Source organism: Bradyrhizobium sp. USDA 4503, assembly GCF_054055815.1.
The window spans coordinates 4,648,052-4,669,995 of the sequence record NZ_JBSRXS010000001.1 but is presented as its reverse complement, the minus strand read 5'-3'; the positions used below and the strand labels follow the sequence as shown (position 1 = coordinate 4,669,995).

Genomic DNA, 21,944 nt, shown 5'->3' with positions numbered 1-21,944 from the left:
CGTACAATGACGTTTCGCCTCGACCGCCGACAGATGATCTCCGGAATGGCTGCCCTTGGCGTGCTGGCCGGAAGCCGCAGCGCCTTTGCACAGAAGCGCGTCGTCATTCCGGAAGGCGACTTCGCGCCGCTGCCGATCGCGATCCCGAACTTCGCCGCCGGTACGCCCGGGGACACCGAGGTCGGTGTCGGCGTGACGCAGGTGATCACCAACAATCTGAAGCGCAGCGGCCTGTTTGCGCCGATCGATCAGGCGGCCTATCTCGAGAAGCAGATCAACATCGACGCGGCGCCGAACTTCAACAACTGGAAGAGCATCAACGCTCAGGCGCTGGTGACCGGCCGCATGACGCGCCAGGGCAACGGGCGCGTCAAGGCGGAGTTCCGGCTCTGGGACGTCAACACCGGCCAGCAGCTCGCCGGCCAGCAGTACGACACCTCGGCCGAATACTGGCGGCGCATTGCCCACATCATCTCCGACCAGATCTACGAGCGGCTGACCGGCGAGAAGGGTTATTTCGATACCCGCGTCGTGTTCGTCGACGAGAGCGGCTCGGCGGATCGCCGCGTCAAGCGGCTCGCGCTGATGGACCAGGACGGCGCCAATGTGCGCTACCTGACCCGCGGCTCGGATCTCGTGCTGACGCCGCGCTTCTCGCCGTCGACCCAGGAAATCACCTATATGGAATTCGGGCAGGGCGACCCGCGCGTCTATCTGCTCAACATCGAGACCGGCCAGCGCGAGATCGTCGGCAACTTCCCGGGCATGTCGTTCTCGCCGCGCTTCTCGCCCGACGGCCAGCGCGTCATCATGAGCCTGCAGCAGGGCGGCAACTCCAACCTGTTCGTGATGGATCTCCGCTCGAAGTCGATGACGCGGCTGACCGACACGCCGGCGATCGACACCTCGCCGTCCTACGCGCCCGACGGCACGCGGCTGTGCTTCGAGTCGGATCGCGGTGGCAAGCCGCAGATCTACGTGATGCCGGCAACCGGCGGCGGTGCACAGCGCATCTCGTTCGGCGACGGCACCTATTCGACGCCGGTTTGGTCGCCGCGCGGCGACTACATCGCCTTCACCAAGCAGGGCGGCGGGCAGTTCGCGATCGGCATCATGAAACCCGACGGTTCGGGCGAGCGCATCCTGACCTCGGGCTTCCACAATGAAGGCCCGACCTTTGCGCCGAACGGGCGCGTCGTGATGTTTTTCCGCGATCCCGGCGGCAACAGCGGCCCGTCGCTGTTCACCATCGACGTCTCCGGCCGCAACGAGCTGCGGGTACCGACCCCGGGCTTTGCCTCCGACCCGGCCTGGTCGCCGCTGTTGTCGTGAGCCGGGTGCAGAGCTGCTCCGGGAACCTCGGCGGCGGTCAGCACTTCTCACCTAGCGCACTGAATTTTATAGTGAATTTCGGTCGTCGCCTGGGCGCGGCAAGGACTTGCTAACGATGTTCGCTCAGAAAGACTTCACCTGCGATCAGTAAGAGTGCGAGCTGAAAAGGACGCGCGCTCTCACAATGCAGTTTGCAAGTCAGACGGGTGAACCGGACCGGTCGATGTCGCCGACGATTTCGGCGGCACTGGTCGATTCCCTGTTCATGAACCCAGCGCCCATGATTTTCGGCGCCTTCGGTCCCGCCATTGCGGGCGCCGTGATTGCGGCTGTCACGAGCAATCTGTTGTGCTGGCTGTGCGTGCCGCTGTTCATCGTGGTGGGGCTGGCGCGCGCGCTGCAGATGTACCGCTACAAGCAGCGCAATTCCCGGCTCACCGTCGAAGAGTCCGTGACCTGGGAGAAGCGTTACCGGATCGGCACCATCGCCTACGGCATCTCGCTCGGCATCTGGGGCGTCACCGTGCTGCTCACGACCAATGATGCCGCCGCGCACATGCTGTGCGTGACCACGGTGGTCGCCTACACCTCGGCGGGGGTAGGGCGGACCTTCGGCCGGCCGCAGATCTTCCACCTGCATCTGTTGATGTCGATCGGTCCCCTGATCCTGGCGCTGATGTATGTCGGCGGCCCCTATCACATCGCCCTTGCACTGCTCAGCCTGGTGTTCTTCAGCGCCATCCGGCATCTGACCTCCAGCCTGCAGCGCATCTACGTCAACGCCTGGATCGCCAAGGAGCGCGAGGCCGCGCTGGCGGGCCAGTTCGATACCGCGCTGAACAACATGCCGCACGGCCTGTGCATGTTCAGCGCCGACGGCCGCGTTGCGGTGATGAACCACCGCTTCATCGAGATGATGCAGCTGTCGGACGATTTCGTGCAGCGCGGCGCCAGCGCGTCCGATATCTGCAACGCCTGCGTCCTGTCCGGCTCGATCTCGGCCGCGGCCGCGCAGCAGATCCTCTACGAGATCGAGAGCTCGCAGCGCGGCGATATCGTCACCAGCGATCCCGACCCAACCAAGAACCGCTCGCTCGACTGGACTTTCCAGCCGATGGCCGGCGGCGGCACGGTGGTGCTGGTCGAGGACATCACCGAGCGCAAGGACGCCGAGGCCCGGATCAGCCACCTCGCGCGCTACGACGAGCTGACCGCGCTGCCCAACCGCGTCAATTTCCGCGACGAAATCGGCCGGCTGCTCGCCATGCAGCACGGCGACCATCGCTCCGCATTGCTGTTCGTCGACCTCGACCAGTTCAAGCAGGTCAACGATACGCTCGGTCATCCCTGCGGCGACCAGCTGCTCTGCGCGGTCGCCGAGCGGCTGCGCGAGATGCTGCGGCCGGAGGATTTCGTGGCGCGGTTCGGCGGCGACGAGTTCGTGGTGTTCCAGCAGAACATCCACTCGCACGAGGACGCTGCGGCGCTGGCTCGTCGCATCGTCGACCGCCTCAGCGAGCGCTACAAGATCGACAACCATTTGGTCGAGATCGGCGCCAGCGTCGGCATCGCGATGACCGCGCCCGGCGTCGGCGCCGACACGCTGCTGAAGAACGCCGACATGGCGCTCTACCGCGCCAAGGCCGACGGCCGCGGCACCTTCTGCTTCTTCCGCGACGAGATGGCGCAAACCGTCGAGGCCCGCCGCATCCTCGAGCTCGACCTGCGCAAGGCGCTCGCCAACGAGGAATTCGAGCTGTTCTACCAGCCGCTGATCAACCTGAAGTCCGGCAAGGTGAGCACCTGCGAGGCGCTGCTACGCTGGAACCATCCGGCACGCGGCACGGTCTCTCCGGTCGACATCATTCCCGTTGCCGAGGACATGGGCCTGATTGTCGATCTCGGCCGCTGGATCCTGCGCAAGGCCTGCATGGAATGCATGAAGTGGCCCGAGGCGGTCAGCGTCGCGGTCAACTTCTCGCCGCAGCAGTTCCACCAGCGCGACGTGCTGAGCGAGGTTCGCTACGCGCTCGAGGTCTCCGGCCTGCCGGCGCACCGGCTCGAGATCGAGATCACCGAATCCTCGCTGCTGCACAACACCGAGCTGACCCACGACTTGCTGTCCCAGTTGCGCTCGCTCGGCGTGCGGATCTCGCTGGACGATTTCGGCACCGGCTACTCGTCGCTCAGCTACCTGCACAATTTCCCGCTGCAGAAGGTCAAGATCGACCGCTCCTTCCTCGAAGGCATCGACAGCGACCGTCCGCTGACCCTGCTGCGCGGGGTGGCGCGGCTGTCGGCGGATCTCGGCATGTCGGTCGTGGTCGAGGGCATCGAGACCAATGAGCAGCTCGAACTGATCAGCGCCGATGGCGCGGTGACCGAAGCACAGGGATACCTGTTCAGCCGGCCGGTTCCCTCCGTCCGCATCCGCCAGCTGCTCAATGCCTCGCACGGCCGGCGGATCGACGAGCAACTGCACGTGGTTCCCTCGCGCTCGATCGCTTGACCCGGCGCAATACCCTCAATCGATAGTTGTGAGAGCCTTCGGCTGCACCATTCGTAGTGTACCCTTGCGGCGAGAGGTTAACTGTATTGCCTCGATTGCTTTGACGGAAATTAAGAAGCTGTTAATCTTTTGGCCGCGCGTTGAAGTTGTTGCGTTGTTCAGGGAGTACCAAATGAGGTCCGCGGCCGAAGCCATCAAGCCCGCGACAGGAAGGCTTGCGGACCCTCTGGATCAAGTCGATTACCGCCTCGCTCAGACCCCGGAACAGAAAGACGAGATCTACCGGCTTCGCTATCGCGCCTATCTGCGCGAAGGTGCGATCCGGCCCTCGGCGGATGAGCGGGTCGTCGATCAGTTCGATGATGCGCCGAATGCCTGGGTGTTCGGTGTCTATCTGCAAGGCGAACTCTGCAGCTCGATCCGCATCACCGTGGTGACGCCGGAATGGCGTACCTCGCCGACGCTCGAGGTGTTCGGCGACGTGCTGCTGCCGAAGCTTGATCAGGGTCTGGTCTTCATCGACTCGACGCGCTTCGTCGCGGATCCCGAGAAGGCCCGGAACGTTCCGGAACTGCCCTATGTCACCGTGCGCCTCGGCTCGACCGCGGGCGTGCACTTCAACGCCGATTACGGCCTGGCGCCGGTCCGGCCCGAGCACATGGCGTTCTACCGGCGTGTGTTCCTGCACGAGACCTGGTCGGAGCCGCGGCTCTATCCCGGGCTGGTGAAGCCGGTCGGCTTGATGGCGTCGCATTTGCCGACGGTGCGGGAACGCGTGCTGGCCCGCTATCCCTTCCTGCGCTCCAGCGCCTTCGAGCGGCGCATGCTGTTCGACCGCGAAGGCCAGTTGCAGCCCGACGGCTTCGTGCAGCCGTTCGAGCGCGCTTCGATCGTGCCGAATCCCTGAGGGAATCGGCCATTCTCATCGAGTCAGTGTCGATCGACTGTTGCGCGCAGGCCAAATTGTCCTGCAAAAGCGGCCGGTTCCCGCGAACCTTGCCTTCCCTTCACCATCGCGCCACATTTGCCACCCATTAACCATCGGGGGCGCTTTTCGCCATTGCCTGGCATTTGATGGGGTTCAGCAAGGTCTCGTCAAGGTTGACGGAACGTTCGCTTAACCATCGCCCTGTAGACCGATTGGGTAGTACGAAGAGCGCGAGCGTGGAGGCTCCGGGAATGAATTATCTCCAGGGTATGAAGCTGGTTGCGGTTCTGGCGGTGGCGCTGTCGATGGGCGCCTGCGCCAACAAGAACCCGTTGGACGCCAATGGCGCGATTGGGGGCGCCGCGACCCCGGGCAGCCAGCAGGATTTCGTGGTCAATGTCGGCGACCGCGTGTTCTTTGAGAGCGATCAGACCGATCTCAGCCCGCAGGCGACGGCGACCCTCGACAAGCAGGCGCAGTGGCTGCAGACCTATAATCGTTACTCCTTCACCATCGAAGGTCATGCCGACGAGCGCGGCACCCGCGAATACAACATCGCGCTCGGTGCCCGCCGTGCCCAGTCGGTCCGCGCTTACCTTGCCTCGCGCGGCGTCGATCCGAGCCGCATGCGCACCATTTCCTACGGCAAGGAGCGTCCGGTCGCGGTCTGTAACGACATCTCCTGCTGGTCGCAGAATCGTCGCGCCGTCACCGTGCTGAACGCCAGCTCCTGACGCGAACCTGAATGAGTGTTTTCAAGCCGGCGCCTTCAGGGCGCCGGTTTTTGTTTTGGCCGCGTGAAGGCCCGGCCCGCCGTCATCAAGATGAACGAAGCTGCGCGCAATTGGCCGCTTGCTTGTTCCAGCGTCCGTACTAAACCGGTATCCCGCGACGCTGTCCCGGATTTGAAGTGCCAGTCACAATTCCGGCGTACTCCGTCTTTCAATGTCGCTCGCTTTTCACGTCGATCTCGTCGTCAGGGCAAAATGTCATCCAGGATTCATTTTCTTTCCTCCGCCGCGGCGATCGCGGCGTTGCTCGCCGTTTCCGCGCCAGTGTTTGCCCAATCCGACGATTCCGATGCTGAAATGCGGATCGAGCGGCTCGAGAACCAGCTGCGGCAGCTGACCGGCCAGAACGAGGAACTGCAATACCGTAACCGCCAGCTCGAGGAGCGGCTGCGGCAGCTTGGCGGGCAACCGCCCGGCCCAGCTGGACAGGCTCCGGCGGGCCAACCCGTTGCGGCGGCGCCACCGGCGCAGCAACCGCAGGCCTACCCGCAAGCGCAGCCGGGCTACGCCCAGCCCCAGCAAGGCTACGGCCAGCCGCAGCAAGGATATGGCAGGCCGCCGCAGGGCGGCTATGACCAGCAGCAGCAGATCGCGGCGCCTGCGCCGATCGCGCAGGAGCCGGCGCCGGCGGCTTCCGGCCGCCGCGGCCGCGGCGATGCCTTCGATCCGAACCAGAACCCGAATGCCCCAGGGGCGCCGCGCGCACTTGGCGGCGGCGGGATGCCGATGCCCGGTGAGGCGGCGGTTGGTGCGCCCGGCGGCCGTGGGGCAGGCGAGCCGCTCAATCTCGGCAACACCAGCCCGCAGCGTGCGCCCGGCGCAAGCGCAGCCCTGACCACGCTGCCGCCGTCGGCGACGTCGAAGGACGAGTTCGACCTCGGCATCGGCTATATGCAGCGCAAGGACTATGCGCTCGCCGAAGAGACGATGAAGAACTTCGGCCAGAAGTATCCGAACGATCCCCTGGTGGCGGACTCGCAATACTGGCTCGGCGAAAGCTATTTCCAGCGCCAGCAATATCGCGATGCTGCGGAGACCTTCCTCGGCGTGACCACCAAGTTCGACAAGTCCGCGAAGGCGCCCGACGCCCTGCTGCGGCTCGGCCAGTCGCTGGCGGCGCTGAAGGAGAAGGAAGCGGCCTGCGCCGCGTTCGGCGAGATCACGCGGAAGTACCCGCGCGCGTCCGGCGGGGTCAAGGCTGCGGTTGATCGCGAGCAGAAGCGCGTGAAGTGCTAAACCAGATGCGGGAAGGCCGCTTCCGGCCTCTCCGCCAGCAGCTGGTTTTGCGATGCCCGACGATCAATCCGCCATCCCGGCAAGGGACGCCAAGCGCCTGTTCGCAGGCCTTGCGGGCGCGCCGGCGCTCCTGCTTGCGGTGTCCGGCGGTCCCGATTCAGTCGCGCTGATGTGGCTCGCCGCGCGCTGGCGCCGCGCGCTCGCGCAGGGACCGCGGCTGGTGGCGGTCACGGTCGATCACGGCCTGCGTCCTGAAGCGGCTCGCGAGGCGCGCGACGTCAAGCGGCTGGCGCGAAGTCTCGAGCTGCCGCATCACACGTTGCGTTGGACTGGACCAAAGCCTGGAACCGGCGTGCCGGCGGCCGCGCGCGCGGCCCGCTATCGACTGCTCGCGCAGGCCGCACGCAAGCATGGCGCCACGCATATTTTGACCGCGCACACCCGTGACGATCAGGCCGAGACGCTGTTGATGCGGATGCTGCGCGGCAGCGGCGTTGCGGGCCTCTCGGCAATGGCGCGCGAGACCGAGCGCGATGGCGTCTTGCTGACACGGCCGCTGCTCGACATCTCCAAGGCCCAGCTGATCGCGACGCTGCAGAAGGCGCGCATCGGCTTTGCCGACGATCCGACCAACCGCGATCGAACCTTCATGCGTCCGCGGCTGCGCGCGCTGATGCAGATGCTCGCGGCGGAGGGCGGCGACGCGCGGAACCTGGCGCGGCTTGCCGCGCGGATCGCGCGCGCCAACGCCGCCCTGGAGGTGCTGGTCGACGGCGCCGAGCACTATCTTGCGTTGAAGAGCGAGGATAACTCTGGCACGGGCTTCGATGCTGCACTGTTCGCAGTAATGCCCGAGGAAATTCGCGTCCGTCTGCTCAAGCGCGCCATCGACCGCGTCGGACATGAGGGCCCGGCCGAGCTCGGCAAGGTCGAAACCCTGCTCGCCGCGATGGACGAGGCCTTGGATGGGACTTTGGGAAAACGCGAATCCAGGCTGAAACAGACCCTTGCCGGAGCGGTCATCAGCATCGCTGCCGGCCGGATCAGGATCGGCCCGGCACCGCCCCGCCGGGCGCGCTCCCGCTGAGCCGGGTTCGATTGTTTCAATCGCTGTCATAATCGGGCAAAGAGGCTTAACCACCCCGGAAAAACACCGGATTCAGCGCCATTTTTTGACCGGGAATCGCGCTAGGATGCGGTAAATAGTCGTGCGTGGTTCCCTTGGCATCTACCCCAGCGGCACCTAAATTGTATGCCATCGACGGGATGGATTCCCTGGGGATTCCCACAGAGCCTGCCCAAGGATAGAGAGAGGCCGCGATCCGCGCGACCACGAAGGAAGACCATGAACGCCAATCTGCGGAATTTCGCCCTCTGGGTCATCATTGTCCTGCTGTTGCTGGCGTTGTTCACGCTTTTCCAGAATCCTGGCCAGCGCTCGTCGTCCTCGGACATCTCGTTCTCGCAGCTTCTCACTGAGGTCGATCAGGGCCATGTCCGCGACGTCGTGATCCAGGGGCCGGAGATTCACGGCACCTTCAACAACGGCACGAGCTTCCAGACCTACGCGCCGAGCGATCCGACGCTCGTGAAGCGCCTCTTTGACGCCAAGGTGCAGATCACCGCGAAGGCGCCCGGCGATAACGTGCCGTGGTTCGTCTCGCTGCTCGTCTCCTGGTTGCCGTTCATCGCGCTGATCGGCGTGTGGATCTTCCTGTCGCGGCAGATGCAGGGCGGCGCCGGCAAGGCGATGGGCTTTGGCAAGTCGCGCGCCAAGATGCTGACCGAGGCCCATGGCCGCGTCACCTTCGAGGACGTCGCTGGTGTCGACGAGGCCAAGCAGGATCTGCAGGAGATCGTCGAATTCCTCCGCGACCCCGGCAAATTCCAGCGGCTCGGCGGACGGATTCCGCGCGGCGTGTTGCTGGTCGGCCCTCCCGGCACCGGCAAGACGCTGATCGCGCGCGCGGTCGCGGGCGAAGCCAACGTGCCGTTCTTCACCATCTCCGGTTCTGACTTCGTCGAGATGTTCGTCGGCGTCGGCGCGAGCCGCGTCCGCGACATGTTCGAGCAGGCCAAGAAGAACGCGCCCTGCATCATCTTCATCGACGAAATCGACGCGGTCGGCCGTCATCGCGGCGCCGGCCTCGGCGGCGGCAACGACGAGCGCGAGCAGACGCTGAACCAGTTGCTGGTCGAGATGGACGGCTTCGAGGCCAATGAGGGCGTGATCCTGATCGCGGCGACCAACCGTCCCGACGTGCTCGATCCCGCGCTGCTGCGTCCCGGCCGCTTCGACCGCCAGGTCGTGGTGCCGAACCCGGACGTCGTCGGCCGCGAGCAGATCCTCAAGGTTCACGTCCGCAAGGTGCCGCTGGCGCCGGATATCAACCTCAAGACCATCGCGCGCGGCACCCCGGGCTTCTCGGGCGCCGACCTGATGAACCTCGTCAACGAGGCTGCGCTGACCGCCGCCCGCCGCAACAAGCGGATGGTGACGCAGGCCGAGTTCGAAGAGGCCAAGGACAAGGTGATGATGGGCGCCGAGCGCAAGTCGCTCGTGATGACCGAGGAAGAGAAGCTGCTGACGGCCTATCACGAGGGCGGCCACGCCATCGTTGGCCTCAACGTCGTCGCGACCGATCCGATCCACAAGGCGACCATCATTCCGCGCGGCCGTGCGCTGGGCATGGTGATGCAGCTGCCGGAGCGCGACAAGCTGTCGATGTCGCTCGAGCAGATGACTTCGCGCCTTGCCATCATGATGGGTGGCCGCGTCGCCGAAGAGTTGATCTTCGGCCGCGAGAAGGTGACCTCGGGCGCCGCCTCCGACATCGAGCAGGCGACCCGCCTTGCCCGCATGATGGTGACGCGCTGGGGCCTCTCGGAAGAGCTCGGCACCGTCTCCTACGGCGAGAACCAGGACGAGGTGTTCCTCGGCATGTCGGTCTCGCGCACGCAGAATGCGTCCGAGGCGACCGTCCAGAAAATCGACTCCGAGATCAGGCGTCTGGTCGAGGAAGGCTACAACGAGGCGACCAAGATCCTCACCGAGAAGCGCGAGGATCTCGAGGCGCTCGCCAAGGGCCTGCTCGAGTTCGAGACGCTGACCGGCGACGAGATCATCGACCTCTTGAAGGGCAAGAAGCCCAATCGCGAGTCGGTGCTGGAGCCGTCGACGCCGCGCGCATCCGCCGTGCCGCCGGCCGGCAAGCCGCGCCCGCGTCCCGATCCGGACACCGGCATGGAGCCGCAGCCGCAGGCGTAAGCCTCGCCCGCGATGGCCGGCACTTCCGGCAGACCAGTTGTGCAAAAGCTCGGCCTCAAGCCGGGCTTTTGTATTTTTGTCGACGGGTTGTCCGTTCCCTATGGCGACGTTGTCGGCGAGCTGCCCGCCGATGTGCTGGTAGCGAAGACCGCACGGGCACCGCTCGATGCCGTGCACCTGTTCGCCGCCAAGGCCGAGGGGCTTGCGGCCAGGCTGCGGCGTTACCGTCATGCGATCGCCCCTGACGGCATGATCTGGGTATCGTGGCCGAAGAAGAGTTCGGGTGTCGCGACCGACCTTACGGAGAAGGAGGTCCGCGCAACCGGGCTCGCGAACGGCTTGGTCGACGTCAAGGTCTGTGCGGTCGATAACGTCTGGTCGGGGCTGAAATTCGTGATCCCGGTCAGGGACCGCGGCAAGCGCTGAAATCGCGCCTTTCGAATATCCGTGGCCTCCGCTGCAACGCCGTGGCATCCTCCCGCCAAGCCGTCAAACGGCACAGCCGCGATGTCTGAAGGCGCGGCAAGAAAAAGGGAAGGGGAGGCCGATGCGCAAGGCATTCGGCGCGCTTGGCGCCATTTCGTTCCTGCTGCTGCCCACGTCTTCTCTCGCCGACGAGATGCGGGGCGTCACATCAACCGAAATCAGGATCGGCCAGACCATGCCCTATAGCGGGCCGGTGTCGGCGTTCGGCGCACTCGGCAAGGGCGAAGCCGGCTATTTCAGGATGCTGAACGAGCGCGGCGGCATCAATGGCCGCAAGATCAACTTCATCTCGCTGGACGATTCCTACGCGCCGCCGAAGACGGTGGAGCAGACGCGCCGCCTCGTCGAGAGCGACGAGGTCGCGCTGATCTTCTCCTCGATCGGCACCGCGCACAACACCGCGATCGCAAAGTACCTGCAGGGCAAGAACATCCCGCAGCTGTTCCTGGCCTCCGGCGCCTCGAAATTCGGCGACGTCACGCAATTCCCGCAGGCGACGATGGGCGTGCAGGCGCCGTTCCGCTACGAGGCACGGCTATATGCGCGCTATGCGCTGGCGAAGAATCCGAATGCAAGGTTCGCCGTCATCTCGCAGAACGACGACTACGGCCGCGACTATCTCGCCGGCCTCAAGGACGTGCTCGGCGAGAAGTATGAGTCTCTGGTCACGGTTGCGACCTATGAGATCACGGACCCGACGATCGACTCCCAGATCGTCAAGCTGAAGGCCACCAATGCCGACGTCTTCGTGATCGCGGCGACGCCGAAATTCGCGGCGCAGTCGATCCGCAAGGCCTTTGAGATCGGCTGGCGGCCGATGACTTTCCTGTCCAACACAGCGGTGTGGATCTCGACCGTGATGCAGCCTGCCGGCCTCGAGGCCGGCACCGGCATCATCTCCACGGCCTATGTGAAGGATCCGGACGACCCGGCATGGAGCGACGATCCCGGCATGAAGGGCTGGCGCGAGTTCATGACCAGATACGTGCCGGACGGCGACCAGCACGACACCAACTACGTCAACGCCTACAACAGCGCGATGGCGCTGGAGGCGGTGCTGAAGGCCTGCGGCGACGATCTCTCGACCGAGAACATCCTGCGTCAGGCATTCGCGATCAAGGGCCTGGAATTGCCGATGTTGCTGCCGGGCATCAAGGTCAACACCTCGCCGGCCGACCACGTGCCGGTCGATCAGATGCAACTGATGCGCTTCAACGGCAAGACCTGGGATCGCTTCGGCGAGCTTCAGACAGGGAATTGAGGGTGGGGCTGATCGCGCTTGAACTGTGAGCGCCGGGGATCAAACCCGTCATCCTGAGGAGCCGCGCAGCGGCGTCTCGAAGGATCGACGGCCCGACTGGTGGCCGATTCATCCTTCGAGGCTCGCCCAGCGGCGCAATTGCGCCGCAAGGCTCGCACCTCAGGATGACGGGCTCAGCAGTGCGCGATTCCAGGCAACGCAATAGCAAAGCTACTTCGAACCCGTGGCCGCCGCCGCGCCGGCCTTCGTCTCGTCCGAGCGCACATGGATCACGGCGATGTCGTCCTTGTACAGCCGCTTCCAGCCCTTCAGGTGATCCAGCGCGTTGCCGGCGGGCGAGTCCGAGCTCAGCAGCGTGGCATCGATCCGGTATTTGTCGAGCAGGCCCAGCAGCCGGCCGACGTCGCGGGCGTCGAGCGCATCGTAATAGTCGAGCACGAATTGCTCGCCATAGAGCTCGGCGCGGCCGTCGATGAACACCTTCATGTCGCGGCTGACCATGTAGCCGCCAAACGGCGCGGTGCTGAACACGCGCTGCGCCTTGTGCTGCTGCAGCACATCGACCGCGGCAACGGGCGAGAACATCGGCAGGAATTTGAACTGATGCTGCGCGACGAACATCGCCGTCGTCACCCACGCGCCGATCACCATCGCGATCACAGCCAGGATCGCGACGACGGGGAATGCGCGCGTTTCTCCGAAGCGGGCGGCGGTGGCGCCTGCCGTTCCCCATTGCTCGGCGATCGGCTTGGCGAGCACCAGCGGAGCGATGAACGCGAATACCTCGATGTTGCGGACATGGCTCAGCGCCATCCAGATCAGCCCGAGCAGCAGCAGGATCCGCGGCACCGACAGCGTCAGCCTGCGATAGCAGATCAGGCCGATCAGGCCGAGCAGCGTGGCTTCGAAGAAGCTGGGCTTGCTGAAATCCGCCGGCTTCCATTCCCCGATCAGCGTCAGCAATTTGCCGAGGCTGAGGATCTTGGTCGCGCCGAGCAGGCTGTTCCAGCCATAGGGCGTCAGGCAGCTCGCGGCCAGCGCGGCGAGGCCGAACAGGCCCCATCGCACGACAAGCTGGCGGCGGCGGCCGGGCTCCGCGTTCCACACCGCCTCCAGTCCGATCGGTCCGATCAGCGCCAGGCCGAGAACGAAGCCGCCATGCAGATTGGCCCACAGCGTCATCAGCGGCAGCAGCCACCATGACGGTGAGGCGCGGCGATCCGCGGCCACGAGCAGGCCGCCGATGAACGCCAGCAGCACCGGCAGCGCCAACACATGCGGCCGCGCCAAGAAGTGGATCGTCGACAACAGCAGCGCCAGCGCCGCGATCAGAAGCGCGCGCGCCGGATCGAAATACGGGCTCAACAGATGCAGGAAGATTGCGACCGTCGCGCCGATCGCCATCGACGACAGGATCACCGGCCCGGCCCAATCGCCGCCGTATACGAGCGCGTACACCACCTGCGGCAGCCACGAGCTCGAGATCCAGGGCTCGCCGAAACGGGTGAACGAGAACACGTCCGATGTCGGCATCGCGCCGTGTTCGAGGATCCACTGTCCGACCCGGATCTGCCACATCGTGTCGGAATCGCGCAGCAGGATTTCGCCGGCCGAGAGATAAAACAGATAGGCGCCCACGGCGGCGCACAGCGGCACCAGTCCTCGCGCCGCGCTACGGCTGCTCACGCTGCTGGTGATGGAGAGTGACATGCGCTTTCTTGCTTGTTTCGGCCGGGGGCATCCAGAGCCAACGCCACGCGTGATGCTGGCGCGCACTCGACCACGGCTTCCGATAAATTCGGGTAAATGCCGCGGCGATATCGCGAGTGTGTGCAAGATCAGATGTCTCGATTTCGAGCGATCACCTTAGCCGGCGATTTACCATCGCGGCCCTGAACCGGTCGGGGAGAGGCCCGAAGCACCGCCGGCTCAATCAGAGGTGGTACCAGAGGTTGCAAAAAAATCCTTACAATTCCAGCTTGTCAACCAGTCTGAATAGTTGTTCACTTCTTCAGGCGATTGCGGGATCAATCGCTCAAAACGTTGAAGACTCGTGTGTTCTGCCGGTGGGCGCCGGCCGGGGCGCACGGCGGGGGGACGGAACGCCATGGTTTACCGGCGAACTCATCAGGTCGTGAAACGGCTGGCCGCGCGGCGCAGCGCCATCCTGTCGGCTGCGCGGGACGCGGCGGCGGCGGGCGGCATGGCGGCGGTCCAGATCGCACCCGTCGCGGTGCGGGCCAATGTCGCGGCGGGAACAGTCTACCGCTATTTCCCGTCGAAGGCCGAGCTGATCTCGGAATTGATCACGGAAGTCTCGCGCGACGAGCTCACGGCGATCCGGCGTGCCGCCGATGCCGCGCCGGGGCCGTCATCGGCGCTTGCCGCCGCGGTGACGACGATCGCGGTCCACGTGCTGTCGCAGCGCAAGCTCGCCTGGGGCATTTTGGCCGAGCCGGTCGACGTCGACGTCACCGCCTCGCGCCTCGCCAGCCGCCGCGATATTTCCGGCGAGCTTGCCATGCGCATCGATGCCGCGGTGCGCGCCGGGCACCTGCCGGCGCAGGACACGGCGCTAGCCGCCACCGCCTTGCTCGGCGCGCTGCACGAAGCGCTGGTCGGCCCGCTGGCGCCGGCCAATCTCGACGATCCGATCAAGCTGCGTGACGCGGTGCAGACCGTGACGCTGCTTGCGCTGCGCGCGGTCGGCGTGATGGACGCACGCGCGCGTGGCCTCGTGGTGCAGGCGACGACTCCGGCGAAGGCGCTGGTCGGCGCCTGAGTCCAGGATGAGGCCAACGCGCGCGAAGAACACTTCTGTCGCATTGGCGTTGTAGTTTTGCGGGCTGGGTTCAACCAACCTCACGGAGCAACCCATGACGACAACCCATGGCTCGGCCAAATGGCAGGGCGGCATCAAGGACGGCAAGGGCGCGATCTCGACCAAGAGCGGCGCGCTCTCGGATTACCCCTACGGCTTCGCCAGCCGTTTCGAGGGCAAACCGGGTTCGAACCCGGAGGAGCTGATCGGCGCGGCGCATGCCGCCTGCTTCACGATGGCGCTGTCGTTGATCCTGGGAGAAGCCAAGCTCACGGCGGAGCATATGGAGACCAAGGCCGATGTGACCCTGGAGAAGGTTGCCGACGGCTTCGCCATCACCGCGGTGCATCTGACGCTGTCGGCGAAGATCCCGGGCGCCGACAACGCGACGTTCCAGGAACTGGCCGGCAAGGCGAAGGCCGGATGTCCGGTGTCGAAGCTGCTCAACACCAAGATCACGCTCGACGCGTCGTTGCAGGGCTGATCGCGGCGCGGCGGGTTAGAGCGTTTTCGAGCGAAATAGGCACCGGTTCGTGTGAAGAAGACGCGTCAAACTGGAATCTAGAGCTGCGCGTCGCCCCTCGGGCCGACCGAGGCGATGCGCAGCATGTTGGTGGTGCCGGGCGCGCGCAGTGGCACGCCGGCAACGATGATGACGCGCTGGCCGGCCTTGGCAAAACCGTCGCGGAACGCAATCGAGCCGGCGCGGTCGACCATGTCGTCGAGATCGTGAGCGTCCTCGGCGACCACGCAATGCACCCCCCACACCACCGACAGCTTGCGGCCGGTGACGAGGTTCGGCGTGATCGCGACCACCGGCACCTTGGGGCGCTCGCGCGCCACGCGGATCGCGGTCGAACCTGATGACGTCCAGCAGATGATCGCCGACAGGTCGAGCGTCTCGGCGATCTGCCGCGCGGCGTCGGCAATGGCGTCACCCACCGTCGCTTCGGGATCCACGCGCTGCGCGTTGATCACGTTGCGATAGGTCGGGTCGCGCTCGACCTCCTCGCCGATGCGGTTCATGGTGGAGACTGCCTCCACCGGGAATTTGCCGGCGGCGGATTCCGCCGACAGCATGATGGCGTCGGCGCCTTCGTAGACGGCGGTGGCGACGTCGGAGACTTCGGCGCGCGTCGGCACCGGCGCCTGGATCATCGATTCCAGCATCTGGGTCGCGACCACCACCGGCCTGCCGGCGCGGCGCGCCATCCGGATCATCTGCTTCTGCAGGCTCGGTACCCGTTCCAGCGGCAGTTCGACGCCGAGATCGCCGCGCGCCACCATCAGCGCGTCCGACGCTTCGATGATGTCGGCAAGGCGGTCGATCGCCTGCGGCTTCTCGATCTTGGCCATCACGGCGGCGCGGCCGCGGATCATCTTCTTGGCCTCGATCACGTCCTCGGCGCGCTGCACGAAGGACAGCGCGACCCAGTCGATCCCCTCCGGCAGCGCGGCTTCCAGGTCGGCGCGGTCCTTTGCGGTCATCGCCGACACCGGCAGATCGGTATCGGGCAGGCTGACGCCCTTGCGGTCCGACATCTTGCCGCCGATCACGACGCGCGTGACCGCGCGCTCGGGCGAGGTTTCCTCGGCGATCAGCCGCACCTTGCCGTCGTCGAGCAACAGCGCATGGCCCGGGCGGAGCGCCGCGAGGATCTCCGGATGCGGAAGCTGGACGCGGCTGTTGTCGCCCGGCGTCTTGTCGGAATCCAGAATGAAGCTCTGGCCGTTCTTGAGCTGGGTCGCGCCTTCCGCGAACGAGCCAAGCCGCAGCTTCGGCCCTTGCAGGTCGACCAGGATGCCGATCGGCCGGCCGTAGCTCGATTCGACATTGCGGATGGTCTTGACCAGCTCCCGCATCTTGTCGTGCGGGGTATGGCTCATGTTGATGCGGAAGACGTCGGCGCCCGCCTCGAACAGCTTGCGGATCATCGCGCTGTCTGAGGAGGCCGGGCCGAGCGTTGCGAGGATCTTGATTCGACGCAGTCGTCTCATGGTTTGTTTCCGGGTGGTGCGGCTGGCGGCAGACCAGACGCGCCCGGCGGCGCTGCGCCCGGCGGCGGGTTGGGCAGGCCCGGCATCGCCCCGGGACTTCCTGGACCCACGCCGCCCGGCATTCCCGGTACTTTCTGCGGCTGTTGTTCGTTGGCTTCGGTCAGCTGGACGGTCCATGCACGCTGCTCGCCGGTGTCGACCTCGAAGAAGCCGGTGCGGTCGAACCCGCGCGCCAGGCAATTTTCGGTGCCCTTGATGGTGAATTCCTTGTCGCGCGAGCACATGAAGGCCTGGCCGGACCATTCGCCGCCGCGATCATAGTCGAGAGCGTAGATGTAGTAGTAGCGCGCCACAAGGTTGCCGCGCAGCAAGGTCTCGCAGGTGCGCGACGACACATTCCACCAGCCCTCGGTGGTCCAGCCCTCGGCGTCCTTGTAGCCGAGCGCGATGCCGACGCGGCTCGAGGTGTTGTTGCAGAGCCGGAAATCGGCGGCCGCCGGACTCGTCCACAGGCAGGCCGCGACCAGCGCCAGCACCGGCAGGAGGCCGGCCAACGTCAGGCGGATATTGCGGGGAGCTGAGGCGAGGGAATCTGTTGGGCTCATGCAGCGAAGCTATATCAAATCATGGACGATTTCGCGTGCCCGGCCGGCACTGTCAACGGGCGGGCGCCCGTCTGCGACGCTGTCGGACCATGGCCAGGGTGGCCGGACCGGTCCGTTTTGCGCGCCGATATGGCAAAATCTGTGACAATTCCCACCTGATATCAATATGGTGAGCGCGACACACGGGATCACGATCATGAGCATTGACGACAAAACCAGAACGGAACTCGAGGCCGCGGTCTTCCGGCGTCTCGTCAGTCACCTGCGCAACCGCACCGATGTGCAAAACATCGACCTGATGAACCTCGCCGGCTTCTGCCGCAACTGCCTGTCCAACTGGATGAAGGAAGAGGCCGACGCCAAGGGCCTTACCGTGAGCAAGGACGAGAGCCGTGAGGCGGTCTACGGCATGCCGTATGAGGAATGGAAGGCCAAGTATCAGGGCAGCGCGTCGCCGGAGCAACTCGCGGCGATGAAGAAAGCCCAAAGCGGGCATTAAGCCGAGCAACGTCATTCCGGGATGGTGCGTTAGCACCAGACCTCAGATGCGCAATTGCGCATCGGGGAATCTCGAGATTCCGGGTTCGATGCTGCCGCATCGCCCCGGAATGACGTTTATACCTGAAAGACCAGCATCTCCTGTGGGCGCGCTGTGGATGAGCGCGATGTTTCCTTGACGGAACGCGCGCCAAAATCGAGGGTCGCCCGCAGCAAGCGGTGCGCAAGGCGCGTATTCGCGTAACATTTCAATGCCTGTTCAGGAGTGCGCGATGGCCACCACGTCTGCCGCCGTCAAGGAAGAGCCCGCAACGCGATTTGCCAAGGACCAGCTCAAGTCCATCATCGAGCGCATCGAGCGGCTGGAAGAAGAGAAGAAGACGATCTCGGACGACATTCGCGACGTTTATGCCGAGAGCAAGGGCAACGGCTTCGACGTCAAGGCGCTGCGCGCCATTATCCGTCTGCGCAAGCAGGATCCGAACGAGCGCCAGGAGCAGGAGACCATCCTGGAGACCTACATGCAGGCTTTGGGGATGCTCTGAGGCGGCCAGCGGCCACCCCTGCCGGGCGTTGCCAAGGGCGCCCCCCAAAGGCTCTCCCTGAGGCTCAGGTCAAAGCTGCTGGAAGGCCTCCTGTCGAGGCTTGGGTGAAATCCCGGGATTTGCTACACTGGCGGCGAGGTAACCGGGCAGATCGTTCAGATGGACGTGCCAGGACCAGAGCGTCGGCTCGCTGCGGTCCTCGCCGCCGACATGGTCGGCTATAGCCGCCTGATGGAGGCTGACGAGACGGGCACCCTTGCGCGCCTCAAAACCCATCGCATCGAACTGATCGATCCGGCCATCGCCAAGAATCGCGGCCGCATCATCAAGACCACCGGCGACGGCCTGCTGGTCGAATTCCACAGCGTCGTCGATGCGGTGCTGTGCGCGGCCGAGGTCCAGAGCCGGATGGCGAAGCGCAACGCCGACGTCGCGCCGGCGCGGTGGATGCAGTTTCGCATCGGCATCAATCTTGGCGACGTGATCGTTGACGGCGCCGATATCTTCGGCGACGGCGTCAACGTCGCGTCCCGTCTGGAGACGCTGGCCGAGCCCGGCGGCATCTGCATTTCCGGCGCGGTGCGCGATCAGGTCGGCGATCGCCTGGAAGATCTGAGCTTCGAGGATCTCGGCGACCAGACCGTCAAGAATATCGCGCGCCCGATCCGCGTTTTTCGCGTTCATCTCGAATCCGGTGCCAGGCCCGTGCCGGAGCACCCGAGTGCGGTGGCCGCCCCTGTCGTCGCCAAGAAGCCCTCCATCGCCGTGCTGCCGCTCGTCAACATGAGCGGCGATCCCGAGCAGGAATTCTTCGCCGACGGGCTCACCGAGGACATCATCACCGAGCTGTCGCGCTTCCACGATCTGCTGGTGATCTCGCGCAACTCGAGCTTCGTGTACAAGGGCAAGGCCGTGAAGGTGCAGGACGTCGCGAAGGAATTCGCCGTCGACTATGTGCTGGAAGGCAGCGTGCGGAAGGCGGGCGGCCGGATCCGCGTCACCGTGCAGCTGATCGACGCCGTGGCCGACCGGCACGTTTGGGCCGAACGCTACGACCGCGAGCTTGCCGACATCTTCGCGATCCAGGACGAGATGACGCGCGCGATCGTGGCGACCTTGCCGGGGCGCGTCGAGGCTGCCGCGCATGACCGCGTCAAGCGCAAGCCGACCGACAACATGGCGGCCTATGAATGCGTGCTTGCCGCCAAGGTGCTGCATCATCGCTCGGCACGGGACGACAACGCGGAGGCGCAACGCTTGCTCGAGCGGGCCATCGTGCTTGACCCAAACTATGCCCATGCCCACGCCTGGCGGGCCTGCGTGCTCGGCCAGACCTGGGTCTACAACTGGTGCACCGACCGCGACGCGACAATGGCGCAGGTCGCCGCAGAGCTCGAGATCGCGCTCAAGCTCGACGACAATGACAGTGACGTGCACCGGATCCTCGCCGCGCTGAACCTTAACCGCGACGACCACGACAAGGCGGCCTTCCACCAGGAGCGCGCGCTCGCGCTGAACCCGAACTACGACCTCGTCGTCGTGCAGCAGGGCGAGCTCCTGACCTGGCTCGGGCGGCCCGAGGAGGGCATCGACTGGATCAAGCGGGCGATGCGCCTCAATCCGTTCCATCCGGAGCGCTTCTGGAGTCATCTCGGCCGGGCCTGCTATTGCGCCGAGAAATACGCCGACGCCGTCGAGGCGTTCTCGCGCATCACGCGCCCCGACCACACCCATCATGCCTTCCTCGCGGCGACCTTCGCGCAGATGGGCAACACGGTGGCGGCCTCTGCCCACGCCGCCGAGGTGCTGAAGCGCGAACCGACCTTCTCGGTTGCCGCGCATCTGACAACCCAGCGCTACAAGTATGAGCCCGATCGGGCACGCTACGAGGCCGGCCTGCTCAAGGCAGGGCTGCCGGCCTGAAGGGGCGGAAAGCTATCTTGTCGGCAGAAGCGCGGCTCAGCGCAGCGAGGCGGTGCGGAGCACGAAGGACTGGGTCGTCAGGAGGGCGGTCGCCGAGCCCGAGAAGCGGTCGCAGGTCATGCCCATCATCGGATCTTCCGAGAAGGTCATGACGACGGCGGCCTGCGGCTTCACGAAATGAGCCCGCATCATGGTCATGTCGGTGTCGCCAAGCACCGTGGTCAGCATGGCATTGCTGGCGCTCGGCGCCAGCATCACCACGCGCATCCAGATATCGTTGCCCTTGGCAGCCGAGATCCGCGCGGAGGTGGTGATCACGCCCTGGCTCGGTGCGCCCTTGGCAACGACGGTGTTGATTTCGGTGCTAGGGACCGCACCATTGCGCGTCGGGCGCACGTTGCGCGGGATCGGCGCGGTCGCTGCGACGATGTTGGCCCGATCGACCGGCGAGGCCGCGGGCGCATAGGCCAGCGCCTTGTTGAAGTTTTCGGTTGTCGTGCTCGCAGTGGTCTGCGGATCGCTACCGCCGACCGCCTCGCGGGCCTTCAGCGCGGCAATCTGCGCCGCCGACGCCTGCTTCGGCGCCTCACCCTCGTCACCCCAGAAGCCGCGGGCATTGATGATGTCGGCAGGGGATTGCGGCGCGGTGTTCTCGGCCACCTGCACCACTTGCACCGCCGGCTTCGCCTTCGGCATCGGCACGAGCTGGGCGTCGGCGGCGGCGAGCTGGATGGCGGCGGCGAACTGCGGCTTGGCGCGCGGCAGCGGGACCGGATCGGCGGCTTTGGCGGGCGCGGCGGCAGCCACCACGGTGTTGGCGGCGGGCTTGTCGTTCACGCTGGCCGCGCCTTCGTCTTCATCGTCACTCGACTTGCCGCCACCGAACAGCTTCGCGAACAGGCTCGGCTTGCCGATGGTCGCGGCATCGTCACCATTGCCGCGGCGCTCGATATCGGCCTTGGCAAGCTCATAGCCCTTGAGCGGCGTGCCGTCGGTCGGGACATGGACGGTGCGGCCGTCGGGGAACACCCTGACCAGCTGATCGCGGGTCATGCGCGGCCAGTGGCGGATGCTGCCGGTGTCGAGATGGACGAACGGCGAGCCCGAGGTCGGATAGAAGCCGACGCCGCCGCGCTGCAGGCGGAGGCCGGCGTAGCGGATCTGCTCCAGCGGCACGCCCGGGATGAAGAAGTCCATCGCATGCCCCAGCATGTGCTGGCTGTGGCGCGCAACGCCCGAGGAGCGGCGGCGGAGCATGGCGTTGGTGGCAGGGGCGCGATAGGCGGAGATGATCTGGATCGGCTGCTTGCCGCCGACGTCGTTATAGACGTCCCACAGGATGTCGAAGAGGTGACGGTCCATCACCGTTTCATCCTGGGAACGCCAGTCGCGCAGGAAGTGGTTGAGCTGGTTCAGCGCGCCTTCGTCGTAGCGGCCCTCGCGCTTGAAGGTGACGGTGAGGTCTTCGCCGGAATGGGTGTGGTGGAAGGAGAGGGTGCGGGTCTGGTTCAGCGCGGTGGCATCGTGCACCGATCCTGCGCCCGCCAACAGCAATAGCACAGTCAGGCCGACTTGGTATCCGGCCTTAGGCAACGACAGCGGATTGCAGCGGCGTGCGAAGACAGCCAGCACTATGAGCCCACCCAGTCGACGAGCGTTCGGTCGGCATCTTTCGCAGACCCCCTGCGGAAGACGGTGAACGCTTTCTTAAAGCGGGAGGGTTAACCGAGGTTTACCGACCCG

General features: G+C 65.5%; 18 protein-coding genes. 14 read left to right on the top strand and 4 right to left on the bottom strand.

Annotated features, from left to right (window positions below):
• The first annotated feature begins 6 nt into the window (after positions 1-6).
• The 9 genes from tolB (at position 7) to ACVMIH_RS22570 (ending at position 11,811) form a co-directional block, all read left to right on the top strand.
• Complete coding sequence (gene tolB / locus ACVMIH_RS22610; RefSeq protein WP_028340643.1) at positions 7-1,332, top strand: Tol-Pal system beta propeller repeat protein TolB; 1,326 nt, start codon at positions 7-9, stop codon at positions 1,330-1,332.
• Between the two features lie 184 nt (positions 1,333-1,516).
• Positions 1,517-3,841, top strand: a complete 2,325-nt coding sequence (locus ACVMIH_RS22605; RefSeq protein WP_456863391.1) for a putative bifunctional diguanylate cyclase/phosphodiesterase — start codon at positions 1,517-1,519, stop codon at positions 3,839-3,841.
• Positions 3,842-4,013: 172 nt separating this feature from the next.
• On the top strand, positions 4,014-4,748 hold the full coding sequence (locus ACVMIH_RS22600) for an N-acyl amino acid synthase FeeM domain-containing protein (protein WP_057018120.1): 735 nt from the start codon (positions 4,014-4,016) through the stop codon (positions 4,746-4,748).
• A gap of 272 nt (positions 4,749-5,020) precedes the next feature.
• Positions 5,021-5,503: a peptidoglycan-associated lipoprotein Pal gene (gene pal, locus ACVMIH_RS22595; RefSeq protein ID WP_456863388.1), complete on the top strand. Its 483-nt coding sequence runs from the start codon at positions 5,021-5,023 to the stop codon at positions 5,501-5,503.
• A 252-nt stretch (positions 5,504-5,755) separates the two neighbouring features.
• Positions 5,756-6,796 carry a tol-pal system protein YbgF gene (gene ybgF / locus ACVMIH_RS22590; protein WP_076828018.1) on the top strand — a complete coding sequence of 347 codons (1,041 nt, stop codon included), beginning with the start codon at positions 5,756-5,758 and terminating at the stop codon, positions 6,794-6,796.
• 52 nt (positions 6,797-6,848) lie between these two features.
• Positions 6,849-7,883, top strand: a complete 1,035-nt coding sequence (gene tilS / locus ACVMIH_RS22585; RefSeq protein ID WP_057018121.1) for a tRNA lysidine(34) synthetase TilS — start codon at positions 6,849-6,851, stop codon at positions 7,881-7,883.
• A gap of 258 nt (positions 7,884-8,141) precedes the next feature.
• Positions 8,142-10,064: an ATP-dependent zinc metalloprotease FtsH gene (gene ftsH, locus ACVMIH_RS22580; protein ID WP_057018122.1), complete on the top strand. Its 1,923-nt coding sequence runs from the start codon at positions 8,142-8,144 to the stop codon at positions 10,062-10,064.
• Positions 10,065-10,103: 39 nt separating this feature from the next.
• On the top strand, positions 10,104-10,490 hold the full coding sequence (locus ACVMIH_RS22575; protein WP_244558820.1) for a DUF3052 domain-containing protein: 387 nt from the start codon (positions 10,104-10,106) through the stop codon (positions 10,488-10,490).
• Positions 10,491-10,611: 121 nt separating this feature from the next.
• A complete protein-coding gene (locus ACVMIH_RS22570; RefSeq protein ID WP_456855271.1) occupies positions 10,612-11,811 on the top strand; it encodes an ABC transporter substrate-binding protein in 1,200 nt (399 codons plus the stop codon).
• A gap of 210 nt (positions 11,812-12,021) precedes the next feature.
• Here the strand turns inward: ACVMIH_RS22570 and ACVMIH_RS22565 are convergent, their stop codons facing one another.
• A complete protein-coding gene (locus ACVMIH_RS22565) occupies positions 12,022-13,521 on the bottom strand; it encodes a hypothetical protein (protein WP_456855272.1) in 1,500 nt (499 codons plus the stop codon).
• Positions 13,522-13,918: 397 nt separating this feature from the next.
• Here ACVMIH_RS22565 and ACVMIH_RS22560 point away from each other — a divergent pair, with 397 nt between their 5' ends.
• Positions 13,919-14,593, top strand: a complete 675-nt coding sequence (locus ACVMIH_RS22560; RefSeq protein WP_026191806.1) for a TetR/AcrR family transcriptional regulator — start codon at positions 13,919-13,921, stop codon at positions 14,591-14,593.
• A gap of 94 nt (positions 14,594-14,687) precedes the next feature.
• Positions 14,688-15,116, top strand: coding sequence for an OsmC family protein (locus ACVMIH_RS22555; protein WP_016841620.1), 429 nt, complete (start codon positions 14,688-14,690; stop codon positions 15,114-15,116).
• 77 nt (positions 15,117-15,193) lie between these two features.
• On the opposite strand, the gene pyk is transcribed toward ACVMIH_RS22555, so the two are convergent.
• Together pyk and ACVMIH_RS22545 are read right to left on the bottom strand one after the other, a co-directional pair.
• Positions 15,194-16,630 carry a pyruvate kinase gene (pyk, locus tag ACVMIH_RS22550; protein WP_456863386.1) on the bottom strand — a complete coding sequence of 479 codons (1,437 nt, stop codon included), beginning with the start codon at positions 16,628-16,630 and terminating at the stop codon, positions 15,194-15,196.
• Entirely contained in the window at positions 16,627-17,235 is a 609-nt protein-coding gene (locus ACVMIH_RS22545) for a DUF1036 domain-containing protein (protein ID WP_038377731.1), read from the bottom strand. Before ACVMIH_RS22545 ends, pyk begins: the two co-directional genes overlap by 4 nt.
• 196 nt (positions 17,236-17,431) lie before the next feature.
• Between ACVMIH_RS22545 and ACVMIH_RS22540 the strand changes: the two genes are divergently transcribed.
• The 3 genes from ACVMIH_RS22540 (at position 17,432) to ACVMIH_RS22530 (ending at position 20,201) form a co-directional block, all read left to right on the top strand.
• Positions 17,432-17,734, top strand: coding sequence for a DUF1244 domain-containing protein (locus ACVMIH_RS22540; protein WP_456863384.1), 303 nt, complete (start codon positions 17,432-17,434; stop codon positions 17,732-17,734).
• 271 nt (positions 17,735-18,005) lie between these two features.
• A complete protein-coding gene (locus ACVMIH_RS22535; RefSeq protein ID WP_016841616.1) occupies positions 18,006-18,278 on the top strand; it encodes a DUF2312 domain-containing protein in 273 nt (90 codons plus the stop codon).
• Positions 18,279-18,437: 159 nt separating this feature from the next.
• Positions 18,438-20,201 carry an adenylate/guanylate cyclase domain-containing protein gene (locus tag ACVMIH_RS22530; protein ID WP_076828030.1) on the top strand — a complete coding sequence of 588 codons (1,764 nt, stop codon included), beginning with the start codon at positions 18,438-18,440 and terminating at the stop codon, positions 20,199-20,201.
• 36 nt (positions 20,202-20,237) lie between these two features.
• On the opposite strand, the gene ACVMIH_RS22525 is transcribed toward ACVMIH_RS22530, so the two are convergent.
• Positions 20,238-21,833 carry a DUF882 domain-containing protein gene (locus ACVMIH_RS22525; RefSeq protein ID WP_456863381.1) on the bottom strand — a complete coding sequence of 532 codons (1,596 nt, stop codon included), beginning with the start codon at positions 21,831-21,833 and terminating at the stop codon, positions 20,238-20,240.
• Positions 21,834-21,944: the final 111 nt, after the last annotated feature.

Bases quoted from the DNA above. Each gene is read 5' to 3' on its own strand.
- tolB (WP_028340643.1), top strand. From the start codon at position 7: ATGACGTTTCGCCTCGACCGCCGACAGATGATCTCCGGAATGGCTGCC.
- ACVMIH_RS22605 (WP_456863391.1), top strand. From the start codon at position 1,517: ATGCAGTTTGCAAGTCAGACGGGTGAACCGGACCGGTCGATGTCGCCG.
- ACVMIH_RS22600 (WP_057018120.1), top strand. From the start codon at position 4,014: ATGAGGTCCGCGGCCGAAGCCATCAAGCCCGCGACAGGAAGGCTTGCG.
- pal (WP_456863388.1), top strand. From the start codon at position 5,021: ATGAATTATCTCCAGGGTATGAAGCTGGTTGCGGTTCTGGCGGTGGCG.
- ybgF (WP_076828018.1), top strand. From the start codon at position 5,756: ATGTCATCCAGGATTCATTTTCTTTCCTCCGCCGCGGCGATCGCGGCG.
- tilS (WP_057018121.1), top strand. From the start codon at position 6,849: ATGCCCGACGATCAATCCGCCATCCCGGCAAGGGACGCCAAGCGCCTG.
- ftsH (WP_057018122.1), top strand. From the start codon at position 8,142: ATGAACGCCAATCTGCGGAATTTCGCCCTCTGGGTCATCATTGTCCTG.
- ACVMIH_RS22570 (WP_456855271.1), top strand. From the start codon at position 10,612: ATGCGCAAGGCATTCGGCGCGCTTGGCGCCATTTCGTTCCTGCTGCTG.
- ACVMIH_RS22565 (WP_456855272.1), bottom strand. From the start codon at position 13,521: ATGTCACTCTCCATCACCAGCAGCGTGAGCAGCCGTAGCGCGGCGCGA.
- ACVMIH_RS22560 (WP_026191806.1), top strand. From the start codon at position 13,919: ATGGTTTACCGGCGAACTCATCAGGTCGTGAAACGGCTGGCCGCGCGG.
- ACVMIH_RS22555 (WP_016841620.1), top strand. From the start codon at position 14,688: ATGACGACAACCCATGGCTCGGCCAAATGGCAGGGCGGCATCAAGGAC.
- pyk (WP_456863386.1), bottom strand. From the start codon at position 16,630: ATGAGACGACTGCGTCGAATCAAGATCCTCGCAACGCTCGGCCCGGCC.
- ACVMIH_RS22545 (WP_038377731.1), bottom strand. From the start codon at position 17,235: ATGAGCCCAACAGATTCCCTCGCCTCAGCTCCCCGCAATATCCGCCTG.
- ACVMIH_RS22540 (WP_456863384.1), top strand. From the start codon at position 17,432: ATGAGCATTGACGACAAAACCAGAACGGAACTCGAGGCCGCGGTCTTC.
- ACVMIH_RS22535 (WP_016841616.1), top strand. From the start codon at position 18,006: ATGGCCACCACGTCTGCCGCCGTCAAGGAAGAGCCCGCAACGCGATTT.
- ACVMIH_RS22530 (WP_076828030.1), top strand. From the start codon at position 18,438: ATGGACGTGCCAGGACCAGAGCGTCGGCTCGCTGCGGTCCTCGCCGCC.